The 15,305-nt window shown below is 72.7% G+C and carries 12 protein-coding genes; 4 read left to right on the forward strand and 8 right to left on the reverse strand.

Annotated elements, in window-relative coordinates:
• Window positions 1–8: 8 nt before the first annotated feature.
• The 3 genes from VFW71_14475 to VFW71_14485 all read left to right on the forward strand — a co-directional run bounded on the left by VFW71_14475 (window position 9) and on the right by VFW71_14485 (window position 3,872).
• Entirely contained in the window at window positions 9–1,637 is a 1,629-nt protein-coding gene (locus VFW71_14475) for an ATP-binding protein (GenBank protein ID HEU5003964.1), read from the forward strand.
• Window positions 1,638–1,785: 148 nt separating this feature from the next.
• On the forward strand, window positions 1,786–2,940 hold the full coding sequence (locus tag VFW71_14480) for an alkaline phosphatase family protein (GenBank protein ID HEU5003965.1): 1,155 nt from the start codon (window positions 1,786–1,788) through the stop codon (window positions 2,938–2,940).
• A 47-nt stretch (window positions 2,941–2,987) separates the two neighbouring features.
• Window positions 2,988–3,872, forward strand: a complete 885-nt coding sequence (locus VFW71_14485) for a methyltransferase domain-containing protein (GenBank protein ID HEU5003966.1) — start codon at window positions 2,988–2,990, stop codon at window positions 3,870–3,872.
• A gap of 351 nt (window positions 3,873–4,223) precedes the next feature.
• Here VFW71_14485 and VFW71_14490 read toward each other — a convergent pair whose 3' ends face one another.
• From VFW71_14490 to VFW71_14505, 4 genes are all read right to left on the reverse strand, one after another.
• Window positions 4,224–7,571 (reverse strand): SpoIIE family protein phosphatase, encoded by a 3,348-nt coding sequence (locus VFW71_14490; protein HEU5003967.1) that lies wholly within the window; start codon window positions 7,569–7,571, stop codon window positions 4,224–4,226.
• A gap of 553 nt (window positions 7,572–8,124) precedes the next feature.
• Complete coding sequence (locus VFW71_14495; GenBank protein ID HEU5003968.1) at window positions 8,125–9,345, reverse strand: VTT domain-containing protein; 1,221 nt, start codon at window positions 9,343–9,345, stop codon at window positions 8,125–8,127.
• Window positions 9,290–9,823, reverse strand: coding sequence for a Chromate resistance protein ChrB (locus VFW71_14500; protein ID HEU5003969.1), 534 nt, complete (start codon window positions 9,821–9,823; stop codon window positions 9,290–9,292). The genes VFW71_14495 and VFW71_14500 overlap by 56 nt, the downstream gene beginning before the upstream one ends.
• A gap of 2 nt (window positions 9,824–9,825) precedes the next feature.
• The gene (locus tag VFW71_14505; GenBank protein HEU5003970.1) at window positions 9,826–10,410 is read right to left on the reverse strand and encodes a phosphatase PAP2 family protein; all 585 of its coding nucleotides are present in this window, start codon (window positions 10,408–10,410) and stop codon (window positions 9,826–9,828) included.
• A gap of 193 nt (window positions 10,411–10,603) precedes the next feature.
• Here VFW71_14505 and VFW71_14510 point away from each other — a divergent pair, with 193 nt between their 5' ends.
• On the forward strand, window positions 10,604–12,637 hold the full coding sequence (locus tag VFW71_14510; GenBank protein ID HEU5003971.1) for an ATP-dependent helicase: 2,034 nt from the start codon (window positions 10,604–10,606) through the stop codon (window positions 12,635–12,637).
• 99 nt (window positions 12,638–12,736) lie between these two features.
• Here the strand turns inward: VFW71_14510 and VFW71_14515 are convergent, their stop codons facing one another.
• The 4 genes from VFW71_14515 to VFW71_14530 are packed head-to-tail and all read right to left on the reverse strand — an operon-like array spanning window position 12,737 to window position 15,221.
• Entirely contained in the window at window positions 12,737–13,360 is a 624-nt protein-coding gene (locus tag VFW71_14515; protein HEU5003972.1) for a DUF47 family protein, read from the reverse strand.
• Window positions 13,357–14,367, reverse strand: coding sequence for an inorganic phosphate transporter (locus VFW71_14520; GenBank protein ID HEU5003973.1), 1,011 nt, complete (start codon window positions 14,365–14,367; stop codon window positions 13,357–13,359). The genes VFW71_14515 and VFW71_14520 overlap by 4 nt, the downstream gene beginning before the upstream one ends.
• Before the next feature lie 60 nt (window positions 14,368–14,427).
• Complete coding sequence (locus tag VFW71_14525) at window positions 14,428–14,889, reverse strand: helix-turn-helix transcriptional regulator (protein HEU5003974.1); 462 nt, start codon at window positions 14,887–14,889, stop codon at window positions 14,428–14,430.
• Window positions 14,886–15,221, reverse strand: a complete 336-nt coding sequence (locus VFW71_14530) for an STAS domain-containing protein (GenBank protein HEU5003975.1) — start codon at window positions 15,219–15,221, stop codon at window positions 14,886–14,888. Before VFW71_14530 ends, VFW71_14525 begins: the two co-directional genes overlap by 4 nt.
• Between the last annotated feature and the right edge of the window lie 84 nt (window positions 15,222–15,305).

Consider the following 15,305-nt stretch of genomic DNA (forward strand, 5'->3'; position numbering starts at 1 on the left):
GGGAACCCATGTCGCTGCGGGGCCGGCTGCTGGCAGCCTCGCTGGTACTCGTCGCGCTCGGCCTGTTCGTGGTGGGGACGGCGACCTACATCGCGTTTCGCTCCTTCCTGCTCCACCAGGTCGATGCTCAGCTCATCGCGGATGCCCAAAGCCTCCAGAAGGCTAATTTCCGAAATCGATCGGTGGCTCTCGGCCTGGTGTACGTCGTGTACCTGAACGCTGACGGCACTCCCGTGCAGGCACCCAACCTGGTGCCCAAGACCCCGCCCCCCAGCCTGCCGGCAAATTTGCCGGTGGCCAATGACCTCACCACCGCCACGCCCCATACGCTCCGCTCCCAGGGCCGGGGCTGGCCCCGGTACCGGGTCCTTGCCGCACCTGCCTCCGCGCTCGACCCCACCATCACCATGGTGGTTGGCATCCCACTCACCGACGAAGCGAACGACCTCGCCCGGTTGGTGACCGTGGAGCTCCTCGTGGGCGTCGCCGTGCTGCTGGCGGCGGCGATGGTCGGGTCCTGGCTCGTGCGCCTCGGCCTGCGCCCGCTGCAGGAGATCGAGACCACCGCCGAGTCGATAGCCGCCAGTGACCTCACCGAGCGCGTGGCGGTCGATGATGAGCGGACCGAGGTGGGGCGGCTCGGCCGGACGCTGAACGCCATGCTGGCGCGCATCGAGGCCGCATTCGAGGAGCAGCGCCGGTCCGAGGAGGCGCTCCGGGCGTCGGAGGAGCGGCTGCGCCGGTTCGTCTCCGACGCCTCGCACGAGCTCCGCACCCCGGTGGCGGCGGTGCGGGCCAACGCCGAGCTCTTCCGCCGGGGCGGCGAGAACCACCCCGAGGACCTCCCCCGCCTCATGGCCCGCATCGAATCCGAGGCCGCCCGCATGGGCGTGCTGGTGGAGGACCTGCTGCTGCTCACCCGCCTCGATCAGGGGCGGGCTCTGGAACAGGCCCCGGTGGACCTGGGCGCCCTGGCTGCCGAGGCGGTCGAGGCCGCCCGGGTCATTGAGCCGGACCGGCCGATCACGTTGACGGTCAGCGGCTCGGTGGAGGTGCTGGGCGACAAGGACCGGCTGCGCCAGGTGATCGACAACCTGCTCACCAACATCCGGCGCCACACCCCTGCGGGGACGCCGGGATGGGTTTCGGTGGCGGAGGTGGGCACCGGTCCGGCGGCCCGGGCGATCCTCGAAGTGGCCGACGGCGGTCCCGGCATCGACCCCGACGACGGCGCCCGGATCTTCGAGCGCTTCTACCGGGCGGACACCTCCCGCTCCCGGGACCGGGGCGGCTCGGGCCTGGGGCTGTCGATCGTGGCGGCCATCACCGCCGCCCACGGCGGGCTGGCGTCCGCCACCAACCGGCCCGAGGGCGGGGCGCTGTTCCGGATCGACCTTCCCGCCCTGGTGGAGGCCGCCCGGCCGGAGCCGATGGCCGACGACGATGGCGAAGAGACAGGACCGGAGACGGCCACCGGCGGGCCCGGGCCGGCGCCGGGGAACGGGAGCCAGCCGCCGGAGACGGCGACCGGGCCGCCCGGGCTGCCGCCGATCGCCCCCGGGCTGCCGCCGTCCGAGTGGCTGCCCGCCAACGGCGCCGAGGGCCTCCGAGCGCCCGGCACGAAGACCCGGGCCTGACCGGCTGCGGCCGGGGCGGGCCTGGAGCCGGGTAGGCGTGGGCCGATGTGATCGTTTAGGAAAGATCGAGGTCCCCTGCGGGACCCCCGAGGCCACCCCGACCGCCGTCACAGCCCAGGCCAAGGCTGCGTCGGGATCATGGATCGCAATGCTGCTCCCCCGGCGCCCGGCCACCGCCCGCGTGGCCATTGTCGCCCTCCTCAGCCTCGTCGCACTCGTCGCCGCCGCCTGCGGTGGGTCGAAGCCCGTTGGCCACCGATCGACGGCGACGCCCTCCGGCACCGCCCCGGCGACGGGCAGGGTCACCCCGACCGGCACCGACGCAGCGACGCCCTCGGCCACCGATACGTCGATCACCATCCCCTCCCCGCAAACCGGCTCCGCCTCGCAGCCGGGGACGTCGCCAGCCCAGCCCTCGAGCCCGGCGCAGACCACCGCCAGAGCCCCGTCGCCGGCACCGGCGGCCACCTACGCCGTCCCGACGGTCGGGCTGCCCAACTTCAGCCACGTTGTGGTGATCCTCATGGAGAACGAGGAGTACGGATCGATCATCGGCAACGCCAACGCCCCGTACATCAACAGCCTGGCGGGGCAGGGAGCGCTGGCGACGCAGTACTACGCCATCTCGCACCCCTCCCTGCCCAACTACCTCGCCCTCAGCGGGGGCTCGACCTTCGGTATCAGCTCGGACTGCAACCCCGGCCCGGGCTGCCAGGCCACGCGACCGGGGCTGGCGGACCAACTCGCCGGGGCGGGGATTTCCTGGAAGGGCTACATGGAGGATCTCCCCGGTCCGTGCGCCCGCTCGGACAGCGGGAACTACGCCGTGCGCCACGACCCGTTCGTCTACTACCCCAGCATCGTGTCGAGCGGGTGCGGCAACGTCGTGCCGGCATCCCAGCTCACCGCCGATCTTGCCAGCGGGCAGCTCCCGCGATTTGCCTGGGTCACCCCGAACCTGTGCGACGACATGCACGACTCGTGTGGCGGCAGCGCCATCGCCCACGGGGACGCCTACCTCCACAACCTGGTCCCGCAGATCCTGTCGGCCCTCGGCCCGGGCGGGGTGGTGTTCGTCACCTTCGACGAGGGGAGTTCCAATGCCGGCGGCGGCCTGCCCGGGGCGGCCGGGGGCCAGGTCACGACGATCGCCGCCGGGGCCCCGGTGAAGGCGGGCTACCGGACCTCGGTGCGCTACGACCACTACTCGCTGCTGCGCACCATCGAGGACGCCTGGGGCCTGGCCCCGCTGGGCTCAGCCGCCTTGTCGCCGGCCATGCGGGACCTGTTCACCGGATCCTGACGGGGAACCGACACAGAAAGCCCGCACACCCGCGACAATGGCCGGCGATGAAGCCGGTCACCGAAATCGAACTCGACGCCCACCAGCAGGACATCGCCCGCTACTACCGGGAGTGCTGGGCCGACTACCGCTTCCTGTGGATGGGCGGGCGCAAGGTGCTCGGCCTGCACTTCGGCACCTGGGACGAGGGGGTGCGCACCCACGCCCAGGCCCTCCTGCGGACCAACGAAGTCATGGCCGACGCCGTGCACATCCGTGCGGGGGACTACGTGCTCGACGCCGGCTGCGGCGTCGGCGGGTCGTCGATCTGGATGGCGGCGGAGCGGGGGGCGAGGGTTGTGGGGGTGAATGTCTCGCCCGAGCAGGTCGGTCTCGCCCGGGGTTTCGTCAAGGCCCGGAACCTGGACGACCGGGTGCAGATCCTTCACCGGGACTACAAAGCCACCGGGTTCCCCGACGGGACCTTCGACGTCGTCTGGGCGTGCGAGAGCGTGGCCCACAGCCCCGACCAGCGGGACTTTCTCCGGGAGGCTTACCGGGTGCTGAAGCCCGGGGGTCGGATGATCGTGCGCGACGTCTACGAGGCCCGGACGCCGGCCACCCCGGAGGAGGAGGCTCTTGTCCAGGAATGGCAGGCCGCCTGGGCCATGCGCCGGCTCCCCACCGCAGAGCGCTTCCTCACCTGGGTCTCCCAGGCCGGCTTCTCCGAAGTGCACATGGAGGACGTCACCGCCGCTGGGGTACGCTCCGGGCGGCGCTTGTACTGGATGTGCATGGCCGCCCTCCCGGGCGCCACCGTGCTCCACAAGCTCCACATCCGCAGCGACGTGCAGCACACCAACGTCACCGGGTCGATCGCCGCCTGGCGGGGCTACAAGGCCGGCCTCTGGGTGGCGAAGCACACCTCCGCCCGGCGCCCGCTCGAGGGCTAGAGCCCCAGCCCCCAGCACCGTCTCCACCGGCAGCTTAGCCTCTCCCGAGCACGCCCTTACGGCGGGTTTAACCGTGCATTTCCCCGGGTAAACCTCCTGCCGTAGCTGAGAGCGAAAGGAGTGTGCTTGCGGTCAATGTCTCGCAATGAGCGTCGGCAGCCAGGAGCACCAGGACCGGGATGACTCGTTTGGCCCGGGAAGCATAATCATCATGATTGAAGGTCGGTAAGGCGGGACAAATCAGGACCAATGCGTCCGCCCTTGAACAAGACGGAAGGAGATCCGATGGGTTTGCTCGTAGTATTCGCCATCATCACCCTGCTGCTGTTCGGGCTGGGGTTCACCCTGCACCTACTGTGGATCGTCGCCGTCATCGCGCTCGCCATCTGGCTCATCGGCCTCGTGGCCCACGGCCCCGAGCGCCGCTGGTACCGCTGGTGACCCAGCACCACTGAGAGCGCCCCGCACGTCGGGCGATACCCGAAGCACCAGTAACGCGAGGTCATCGCGGGCCTCGCCGCTCAGGAAGGCCAGTACCTCGGTCTCCAGGCGGCCCGCGATGACCTCGGCGCGTTCGCCCCGGCATTCGGCCAGCGCCGCCCGGAGGCGCTCCTCCCCGAAGGTCCCCCCTGGCCCCCGCACATCCGTGAGGCCGTCGGTATAGAAGACCACTGCGTCGCCCGGGCCGAGGGCATTCACCTTCTCCGGCAGGTCGGGGTTCGGGACGAAGCCCAGCAGCGTCCCCGGCCGCCCGGCGGTCTCCACCGTCCCGTTCGCCCGCAGCAGCAGGGGCGGGGGGTGCCCGCCACACGCCACCGTGAGGCGCCACGTCCCCTCCCGGCGGCGCAGGCGCCCGAAGGCGATGGTGAGGAAGCGCCCGCTCGACTGTTCCTCGAGCATCGCCTGGTTCAGCAGCGAGAGGACCTCCCGGGGCTGGCGGTGCTCCCTGGACGCCGCCCGCACCGTGTAGCGGGCCATCGCGGTCAGCGCCGCCGCCTCCACGCCCTTCCCGGAGATGTCGCCCATGACGACTGCCCAGGCCTCGGCGCCCGCCGGGTAGAGGTCGTAGAAGTCGCCCCCGACCTCGGAGGTGGCGATCGCCGAGCGGTAGCGGGACGCCAGCTCGACCCCGGGGATCTCCGGGAGGGCCGGGGGCAGGAGGCTCGCCTGCAGAGTGACGGCGATGTGGCGCTGGGCGTCGAACAGGTGGGCATGGTCCAGGGCCAGCGCCACCCGGCGGGCCAGGTCCTGGACCAGGGCGATGTCCACCGCGCTGTAGGCGCCGGCTTCCCCCAGCCCCCGGGCGAGCCCGATGGCACCGATCACCTGCCCCCGGGCGACCAACGGGACCCCGACGTAGGCACCGATGCCGTAGCCCGCCAGCGTCTCGCGCTCCCCGTACGGGAGCCGGGCCGGGGAGCCGTCGGCCTCGGGCAGCGAGACGGCTGCGGCCGTGCGGATGACATGCGCCGGGAGGCCGTCGGTTGGGCACAGCGGATGCCCCGGCGGGAGAGGGCTGCCATCGTAGGTGGCGCTGGGGCCGGCCGAGGCGACGCGTTCCAGCACGCCCCCCACCCCGACGAGGTCGATGTCGCAGCGGTGGGCCCACATCCGGCCGTGGCCCGTCACCACGAGGTCGGCCAAGCCGGCCAGCGCCAAGTGGACGTCGAGGGACCCGGCCAGCAGCGTGCTGGCCTCCAGGAGGAACTGCAGCCCGGCCCGCGAGGCGTCGCCCTCGAGGCGGGCCGCCCGCTCCGCCCTCCACAGCCGCGCCCGCTCCTCCTGCACCAGCTTGAAAGCCGTCACGTCCCGGAAGTACCAGGCCCGGCCCCGGTGCACCCCGTCCGCCCCGAAGAGGGGGACGGTCCAGCGGTCGAAGACCCGCCCATCCCGGAGGTCGAGCTCGTCGCGCGAGCGCACGGTCCGGTCGGTGCGGAGCTGGCGGACCTGGCGTTCGAAAGCGATGGGATTGGCGACCTGGCTGGCGACCAGGCGCAGCAGGGCATCGGCGTCGCCAGCTTCCAGGATCGCGCGGGGGGCGGCCCACATCTCGGCGAACTGGCGGTTGTGGGACACCACCCGGCCGCCCGGCGACACCACCAGCACGCCTTCGATGGCGGCGTCGCTCTGCGAGTCGAGCAGCATGGCCTGCAGCTCGGTCTCCTGGTACAGCCGGGCGTTGTCCAGGGCCAGCGCGGCCCGCCGGGCGAGGTCCTCGACCAGGGCCAGATCGGCGGCTGCGTAGCTCCGCCCGGATCGGCGGGCGGCCATCAGCGTCAGGGCTCCCAACATGCGCCCGCGGGCGGCCAGGGGCACCGACAGATACGAGCAGAAGCCCCACTCCTGGACCAGGCGCAGGTGGTCGGCATCCCGGGTGGCACCGGCGAGGAACACCTCGGTCACCTCCCCGGAGAACTGGGCCGTGCCGGTGCGCATGGCCTGCACCGCTGGATGGTTACCGCCGGCATCCGGGGCGAAGCGCTCGCGGAGCACATCGGCGATCGGCTGATCCTCGGGGGCTGCGGCCACTGCGGCCACCCGGCGGATGGTGCCGTCGGCCAGGTCCTGCAGATCGACGACGCAGATGTCGCACAGGTGCCCGGCCACGAGGCCGGCGAGACGCTCGAGGCCGACCCCGAAGTCGAGGGACGCCGCCAGGAGCGTGCTCACCTCCAGCAGGAAGGCCTGCTCCGCCCGGGCGCGCTCCGCCTGCGCCCGGGCGCGCTGCTCCTGGGCGTACAGGCGGGCGTTATCGATCGCCAACCCGGCACGCCGGGCCAGGTCCTGGATCAGCAGGACGTCCGCCCGGTCGAAGGGCCGGCTCGTGCGGCTGGCCAGGGCGGCGATGATCCCGACCGTGCGGTCGCGGGCGCGCACCGGGACCGCCACCAGGGATCCCGGGTCCAGCGCCTCGAGCAGGCGCAGGTGCTCCTCGTCCACGGCTGCTTTCTCCAGGAGTTCGCGGGGCAGCTCGGGGGCCAGGTAGGGCAGGCCCGCCTGGATCTGGTCGGCGATCAGTGCCCCGGTCCAGGGCGGGTAGCGCTCGAGGGCGGTGAGCACCGCCGCTTTCGCCGGATCGGCGTGGCGGAGCGCCACCCGGCTCGCCGTGCCGTCGTCGCGCATCTCCCGGACCGAGCAGTAGTCCGCCAGCCGGGGGACGACGAAGTCGGCGATCAGCTCCAGCACGCCCCGGGCATCGAGGGACGTGGCCAGGAGCTGCGGGCCGAGTGACGCCAGGAACTCCAGGCGATCCTCCATCGCCTGCTGGGCAGTGACCGCCTCCTGCCGGGCGGTGACGTCGCGGAAGACGGTGACCGATCCCAGGACCTCGCCTGCGGGCCCGGTGAGCCGCTGGCCCCGCACGAGGGCCCACCGGTCGGCCCCCGCCCCCGGGAAGCGGAAGCGCAGGAGCACCTCGAGCGGGCCGGGGTCCCCGCTCAGAGCCCGCCGCCCGGGGAACTGGTGCCGCGGATAGGGGCTGCCCGCGGCGTCGAACACCTCGTAGCGGGCCGCCAGTTCATCGACCGGCGCAGCCTGGAGCTCCTCGATCGTCATACCGAGCTGGCGGGCCGCCTCGGCGTTGCCCCACAGGAGCCGGCCGTCCGGCCCCCGGACCAGGATCCCGTCCCCGGTTGCGTCGAGGACGGCCTCGAGGTGCGGGACCGTGAGATGCCTGGGAAGTCCACTCGGTACCGACACGCCACACCCTCCGGACAGGGAAGCTCGGGCGTCGCATTCTAGAGCCGCCGCCATGGCCGCCCGCTGTGCCCCGAGGGATGGCCCCGCGGACATTGGTCAAGCATCCTGACCGCCATCAGGCTGACGGTACCGACATCCTCGTAACCCGAGCTATCCCCTCCGCCAGAGCGGCGCCGAGGAGCGGCGGCGTGCTCGCGGCCTGGAGGTAGACGCCGGGCGAGGGCCTGAGCATCGGCCGGGCATGGGCACGGGTGACGGCCTACCTGTACGTCGCCCGGCGCCCGGTGCGAGGAGTAGACCAGCGATTCGATTCAGATTTTTTTCTCCGGCCATTGGGAGGCTTGCCGGCCGGTGGTTTCGCTTGTGGTCCGGGAAGCCTGGGCGGCGGAGAGCAGTGCCGCGGTCCACAACGCACCTAGGGCCCACGCGCCAACCACATCCGTTGGCCAGTGGGCCCCGAGGTACACCCGGGAGAGCCCGACCAGCAGCGCGACCAGCCCGGCGGCCGCCCATACCCACACCTTGGCGCCCCAATGGGGGGCAACCCCGGCGATCAGGGCCGCCGCCGTTCCCACACCGCCACGGCCTGGGTGGCGTGCCCGGAGGGAAACGAGTAACCGGCAAAATGACCCACGCTCAGCAGCGCCGGAGGGCGGGGCCGGCGCGCCAGCTGCTTGACGAGCTCGAAGAGTCCCAGTGAGCCGAGGTAGGCGCCCGCCAGGAGGGCGCCGGGACGCCACCGGTGCCGGCGGGCCCACCACACCAGGCCCACGACCGCGATCGCCGGTGCCAGGACCCAGCCCGAGCCGAGGTAGGAGATGGCTCGCATGGCGCTGGTGAGCCAGGGCTCCCGATGGCGGACGAAGAAGGCAAGGATGGGCCGGTCCAGGCGCGCGGCGTCGTCGCCGGCGACGACATCCTGGGTAATAGCGCCAAAGCCCCAGCCCACCAGCCCGACCACGGCGAGCGAAATGGTCAGCGAAAGCCCCAGTGCGGGCCCCCGTTGCAGCCGGGCAGCCAGAAAGTCGAGCGGGCGCCGGTAGCGCTGCCGTCCCCGGACAAGCCACGGGCGCTCCAGTTGGCGTGCCCCGAAGGCCCGGATGGCCATCTGGTGGGAGATCGCCCAGCGCGCGGCCAGGACCACAGCACCGACCAGAACCGCGGCCAGCAGGAGGACCAAGCTGGCCCGCTTGGCCACATGCTCCACGGTGCGCCAGCTCTTGCCGGCGGCGAAGCCGAGCAGGCTGAAGCCGGTCGCCCACAGGGCACCGCCGGCGGCGTTGTAGGCCAGGAAGGTGGGGTAGTCAAGCCCCGCCATGCCGGCCATGCCCGGGACCAGCACCCGCAGCGCCGCGGTGAAGCGCCCGAGGAAGACGGCCTTGCCCCCCCGGGTGGCCAGGTAGCGCTCCGCCCGGTCCAGGTGCTCCGCGTTGACCAGCCGGCCAAGGGTCCCGTCCAGGACGCGCCGGCCCCAGCGATGGCCGATCTCGTAACCGATCGAGTCACCGATGACCGCACCGGCCACTGCCGCCCCGATGGCCCCGATCAGGCTGATCCGGTGCTCGTAGGCGAGCACCCCGCCCAGAAGGACGGCGATCTCGCCGGGGAACAGGAACCCGACGAAGGCGGAGGACTCCAGGGCGGGGACGGCGAACACCACCGCCAGGGCTGCCCATCCCCGCAGGCCCAGGATGTGATCGGTGATGGCGGCCGTATCCTCAGCGCCCCCGGGCGTCGAAGACTCGTTGGGCGTAGTCCTCGAGCGCCTCCACACAGGCCTTCAGCCGGCGTTCGGCTGCTTGCGCCGAGCGGGCGCCAAAAAGATCGCGGGCGCGGATCTGGCGGTGCCAGCGCCGGAGCCGCTCCAGGTTGTGCTCCTCCTCGTCAAGCTCAGCGAGGGTGAACTTCTCCTTGGCGATCTCGCCGGCGATCTCGCCGGCGAACTTGTCGCACTCGGCGAGGAACTCGATCCACTCCTCCTCCCGAGCCTGGGAGTACACCGCCACGAGAGCCGGACCGGTCTCGGCCGAAGGGACAACGTCGAAGACGAATGCGGTGCCTTCGCCCCGATCGACCAACGCCACCGCACGGTCGACGGCCTCGTCGAACCCTTCGCCCGCCGGCACGGCCCAGGTTGCCTGTTGGAGGGCCACCGCGCCGGCGTGGCGCAGCTCCCGCCACACCGCGACCCGGTGGCGCGACGGCTCAGCGGCCAGCCGGTAGGTCACCAACCGCCACGCGGGTTCAGCCACGCTCAGCTGCGGCTCGAGGTGACCAGCGCCCGGGCGGGGGAAGCCATGGCCCGGCGCAGCACCGGGACCAGGAGCCAGGACGCCGGCCGCGCCCCGAGAACCGCCACCCCAGCCCCGATCGCAAGGCCTGCGAGCACGTCGCCCGGGTAGTGGACTCCCACGTACACCCGGGTCACCGCCATCGCCACCGCCAGGACCGCGGCCAGGATGCCAAGCCGGCGGTCCACCAGCAGCAGGCCCGCGGCAACGGCGCCCACCACCAGTGCGTGATCGCTCGGGAAGGAAAAATCACTGGTGCGGGAGATCAGGACGTGCGCCCCGGCAATGACCGCATAGGGGCGGGGTCGCCTGATCGCATGGCCAATCAGCTGGCCGAGAGCCAACGCCACCAATGCCGCCGCCCCGGCCCAACAAACTCCACTGAGCCGGCTGGCGGGGTCGGGGCTCGGGCGGGCCCGCAGCCAACCGACGGCGAGGAGCACCGCGAAGGCAGCGACACCGTATTTGGCGTAGGCGACCGCCGGAGCGTGCGCCCACCCGGACTTCAGGGCCAGGGCGTTGAACCACCGGTACATCGAGGTATCCAAGGGACCGACCCCTCCTCCATTGGCCCGGGGCCCCATTGCTCCCGGCCACGGGCGCTCTCCCCCCGGGGGGTATGTTACGACGAGCAGTGTAGCAATCGTTACCGCACAGCCCTCGAGCTCCCGCGCCCTCGGACACGAGCCAAGTGGCTGAGCGCTTCCCCGGCCACCGCCGCGTTTGCTATCCTGCGAACACATGTTCCTCGACCGTCCCGTCCCCGACCTCACGCCGCCCCAGCGGGCGGCGGCGGCCTACACCGGGGGCCACCTGCTGATCGTCGCCGGCGCGGGGACCGGCAAGACCACGACGCTGACCGCACGGCTCTCCCACCTCGTGCGCAGCGGCGTCCCGGCCGAACGGATCCTGCTCCTCACCTTCAGCCGGCGGGCGGCCAGCGAGCTGCTGCAGCGCGCCGGGCAGGTGGCGGGCCAGGACGTGGCCGCCGCCGCCTGGGGAGGGACGTTCCACGCCATCGCCAACCGGCTGCTGCGCCGCCACGGCCGGGCCATCGGCGTCGCCCCGCAGTTCACGGTGATGGACCGCTCCGACACCGCCGACCTCCTGGCCCTGGTGCGCGACGAGATGGCCGCAGGCGACGGTCCCGGGCGCCGCCGGGCACGCAAGGAGACACTGGCCGACATCCTGAGCCGCTGCCTGAACGCCCGCATGCCGCTCACCGACCTCCTCCGGGCGCACTACCCGTGGTGCGCCGAGGAGCGGGACGAGATGGCCGGGGCCTTCTCCGCCTACACCGCCCGCAAGCGGGTGAGCGGCGTGCTGGACTACGACGACCTGCTGCTGTGCTGGGGCGCCCTGCTCGAGGTACCCGATGTCGCCGCGCTGCTGCAGGCGCAGTTCGACCACATCCTCGTGGACGAGTACCAGGACACCAACCCGCTGCAGGCCGACCTCCTGGAGGCGATGTGCCGGGGAGGTGCCCGGCTGACCGCCGTCGGGGACGACGCCCAGGCCATCTACTCGTTCCGGGCCGCCACCCACCGCAACATCATGGAGTTCCCCGCCCGCTTCGGCGCCGAGGTGGTCATCCTGGAGCAGAACCACCGCTCGACGCCGTCGATCCTGGCCGCCACCAACGCGGTGATCGCCGCGGCCGCCCAGCGCCACCCCAAGGAGTTGTGGTCCGCCCGGGCCGACCGCGCCCGGCCCGCCCTGCACCGCTGCAGCGACGAGGGCGACCAGTCCCGCCAGGTGTGCGCCGCCATCCTTGCCCACTTCGAGCAGGGCACCCCGCTGCGGGCGCAGGCCGTCCTGGTGCGCACCGCCCACCACAGCGATCTCCTGGAGCTGGAGCTCACCGCCCGCAACATCCCCTTCGTCAAGTACGGCGGCCTGCGGTTCCTGGAGGCGGCGCACGTGAAGGACCTGATGTGCCTCCTGCGCCTGGCCGAGAACCCGCACGACGAGTTGGCCTGGTTCCGGGTCCTGCAGTTCCTGGACGACGTCGGGCCGGTCTCAGCCCGGCGGATCACCGACGCCCTGGTGGGCTCGCAGCACCCGCTGGCGGCCCTGGCGACCTCCCCGCTGCCCGACGCCAGCCGGGACCTGGCCGCTGCCCTGGGGACCGCCGTCTCTGAGGCGTCGACGGTGGGGGCCGAGCGGGCAGGGGCGGCGGTGGAGCGGGTGCGCCTGTGGCTCGATCCGCTGCTGGAACGGCGCTACAGCGATGTGGACGCCCGCCGGGCGGACCTCGAGCAGCTCACGCTGGCGGCGTCGGCCTCGGGCGGGACGCTGCGCCAGTTCCTCGCCGAGCTGACCCTGGACCCACCGGCCTCCACCAGCGACCTGGCCGGCCCGCCGCACCTGGACGAGGACTACATCACCATCAGCACCATCCACTCGGCGAAGGGCTGCGAGTGGGACGTGGTGCACGTGATCCACCTGGCCGACGGCAATGTGCCGTCCGACCTCGCCACCGGCGATGCGGAGGCCATCGAGGAGGAGCGACGCCTGCTGTACGTCGCCATGACCCGGGCGCGCAACCACCTGTACTGCTATGTCCCGCTGCGCTACCACCACCGGCGCTTCGGCCTGGAGGACGGCCACGGCTACAGCCAGGTCACCCGGTTCTTCACGCCGGCGGTGCTGGCGTGCCTGGCGGACGGCTTCTCCCCGGCGGCGGCCCCGGACGACGGGCCGGGGCTGGGCCACGAGGTGTCCCGGCCGGCCATCGAACGGCTGGACCGGGAGCTGGCGAGGCTGTGGCAGTAGGGCGAGGCGCGTGGGCCGGGAGGGGCGCCAGCTGTGCGGCAGCGGTGTGCGTGGTGCCGTTGCGGACTGCCAGCGCCGAGCTCGCCGGCGATGTGGGGCCTACCCCTCGGCCAGCACCGCGAACCACAACCGGTCGGCGGTCGCCGCCACCAGGAGGCCGGTGTCGGCGTACCGGCGGTAGATCTCCCCGGAGGCGAGGGCCCGGCGCAGGTCGCTCCCCTCCACCAGGTCGGCGACGGCCCGGCGGTAGGCGTGCTCGACGCCCCGCGAGGTCTTGATGGCCTCACTCGCGGCCCGGGCGGCCTGTTCATGGGCATGACCCAGGTGCTCGATGCCCGAGCAGACTGAGGTCATGGCCTTCTGGATGGGGTCGGCCATCTCGGCGGCGAACCCGTCCGGCGCCCAGGTGAGGGCCTCGGCCTGGTGGACCAGGTTCTTGGCGGCGTTGACCACGCGGTCGCAGCGCTCGGAGATCACGTAGAGGTTCTCCTGGTTGACCGGGCTGGCGAGTACCCCCTGCAACCCATCGACCAGGGCTCGGCGGGCGTCGTCGGCGCGGTGCTCGAGGTCGCCCACCCGGCGGGCTGCCTCTTCGTCCCCGCCCTGGGACCACTCGGCGAGGGCATCGACGGCCTCGACGCTGACCCGGCTCTGCACCACCAGGAGGCCGAGGACGTCGGGGGTGGCCGCGCGCAGCAGCCGCTCCCACCAGGACCCGCTCATCCGGCCACCGCCCGCCACGCTGCCAGGAGCCCGGCACCCAGCAAGGCGCACGCCGGGACCGTGACCATCCAGGCCGCCACGATGGCCCCCACGCCCCGCCAGCGCACATGCCGCCGGCGGCGGGGGGTCGCCACGCCCACCATGCCCGAGGCGACCACCGTCGAGGTGGACAGCGGCAGCCCGAGCGCTCCCGAGCCCAGGATCACCGCCGCCGATGCGGTCTGGGCGGCGAGACCGCTCATCGCATCGATGGGCGCCAGCCCGCGCGCCACCCGGCGCACGATCCGGCGGCCGGTCAGGCCCGCGGCCAAGGCGAGCACCACGGCCACCGGCACCCGATCGGCGAGCGACAGTCCGTGGGCCGCGCCCGCCACCCCGGAGCCGCCCGCTCCTACGGCGAGCACGGCCATGGCCTTCTGCCCATCGTTGCTCCCGTCGGCCAGAGCGACTGCCGCGCAGGCGAGCCACACCCCGCCCCGCACTGCCCCGACCAACCGGCGCCGCAGCCGCTGCGCCAGCGCCCGGGCGGGCCCGGCGAGCAGAGCGGCTACGCCGGCACCGAGGAGGGGGGCCAGGACGATGCCGGCCAGGACGCCGTTCACCCCCACCAGCCGCAACCCGCGGAGCCCTCCCCACTCGACTGCGTGCCAGCCGCCGGCAACCAGGCCGGCCCCCGCCAGGCCGCCCACCAGCCCGACACTCGCGCTGGTGGGGATCCCCCGGCGGGTGGTGAGCTCCGTGAAGCCGATGGCGGCGACGCACCCGGTGGCCAGCGTGGGCTGGAGCAGGTGGGGCGGGACGTGGACCAGATGGAGGAGCGTAGCGGCGACGGCGGAGCCGGCCAGCAGTCCCCCGGCGAGATGCCAGAGGATGGCCCAGGCCACCACCCGCCAGTAGGACCGGGAGCCCGCCGAGATCAGTGCGGCGGCGGCATTCGGGGCGTCGGCAGTCCCCAGGAGCGCGGCCAGCCCCAGCGCTGCGGCAATCGTGCAGGCACGCCCGACCATAGCGGCAGTGTTCCCTGGCTCAGTGCCCCCACCGGGGGGAGGGTTGCGGGAGTGCTGGGCTCAGCGGCTGGAGGCCAGCCCCCGGCGGACCCGTTCGAACATGTCCCGGAACTGGCCCGCCTCCGCCGCGGTCAGCACGCCCCGCTCGATGCTCCTGTCGAGCACGGACTGGGCCTGCCGGAAGAAGTCCCCACCGGACTGCTGGGCAAAGTCGTCCATGCCCGCACCGGTCTCGCCCCGGAAGCGCTCGGCCGCATCCGCCTGGACCTGAGCCTCCTCCTCGCTGATCAGCCCGGCCGACAGCATGAGCGTGCTCATCGACACGCCCAGCCAGCGCGCTAGCAGACGCCACCGGTCGGGTGCCGGGCGGGCGGCCTCCAACTCCCAGAGCCGGTAGGCCGTCCGGGCGACTTCGAGCTCACGGGCCGCCTGCGCCTGGCTGATCCCGAGGGTGTCCCGGCGTGCCTTCAGCCGGTCAGCGAGCGAGATGGGTTCGGCCAGGGTCCCTCCCCCAGCACTCATGCCTCGGCCTGGGCCGGTACGGCGGTTTCGGCCGGCTCGATGCGGAGACGGGGATGTCCGGTGGGCAAGCAGATCTCGAACAGCCGGCGAACACTCTCCCGGGGGTTGCGCAGGACGAGCTGCGCGGGCGCCTGCAGGGCCGCAGCGGTCTCAAGGATGACCGACAGGCCGCGGCTGTCCATGAAGGTGAGGTCACTGACGTCGAGGATGATCCCCCGGGCATCGTGGTCGCCCGCCCCGGACAGCGCGGTGCGCAGCTGGTCCTCGACCGCCATGTCCAGCTCCCCGCTGAGGGTGAAGAACCCGGGCTCGCTCCCCGCTACGCCAAACATGTCACGGACGCCGGCCGCTGGGCTTGGAACTACCGCCTGAAACCTGTCTGACGTCTGACATGTTGCGGAGTACGATAGCGCACG

The organism is Actinomycetota bacterium, assembly GCA_035765775.1.
In the GTDB taxonomy this organism is placed as follows: domain Bacteria; phylum Actinomycetota; class CADDZG01; order JAHWKV01; family JAOPZY01; genus DASTWV01.

Coding starts and splice junctions, on each gene's coding strand:
- VFW71_14515 (HEU5003972.1), bottom strand. CDS start 13,360: ATGAGCGGGTCCTGGTGGGAGCGGCTGCTGCGCGCGGCCACCCCCGAC.
- VFW71_14475 (HEU5003964.1), top strand. CDS start 9: ATGTCGCTGCGGGGCCGGCTGCTGGCAGCCTCGCTGGTACTCGTCGCG.
- VFW71_14480 (HEU5003965.1), top strand. CDS start 1,786: ATGCTGCTCCCCCGGCGCCCGGCCACCGCCCGCGTGGCCATTGTCGCC.
- VFW71_14525 (HEU5003974.1), bottom strand. CDS start 14,889: ATGAGTGCTGGGGGAGGGACCCTGGCCGAACCCATCTCGCTCGCTGAC.
- VFW71_14485 (HEU5003966.1), top strand. CDS start 2,988: ATGAAGCCGGTCACCGAAATCGAACTCGACGCCCACCAGCAGGACATC.
- VFW71_14510 (HEU5003971.1), top strand. CDS start 10,604: ATGTTCCTCGACCGTCCCGTCCCCGACCTCACGCCGCCCCAGCGGGCG.
- VFW71_14520 (HEU5003973.1), bottom strand. CDS start 14,367: ATGGTCGGGCGTGCCTGCACGATTGCCGCAGCGCTGGGGCTGGCCGCG.
- VFW71_14530 (HEU5003975.1), bottom strand. CDS start 15,221: ATGTTTGGCGTAGCGGGGAGCGAGCCCGGGTTCTTCACCCTCAGCGGG.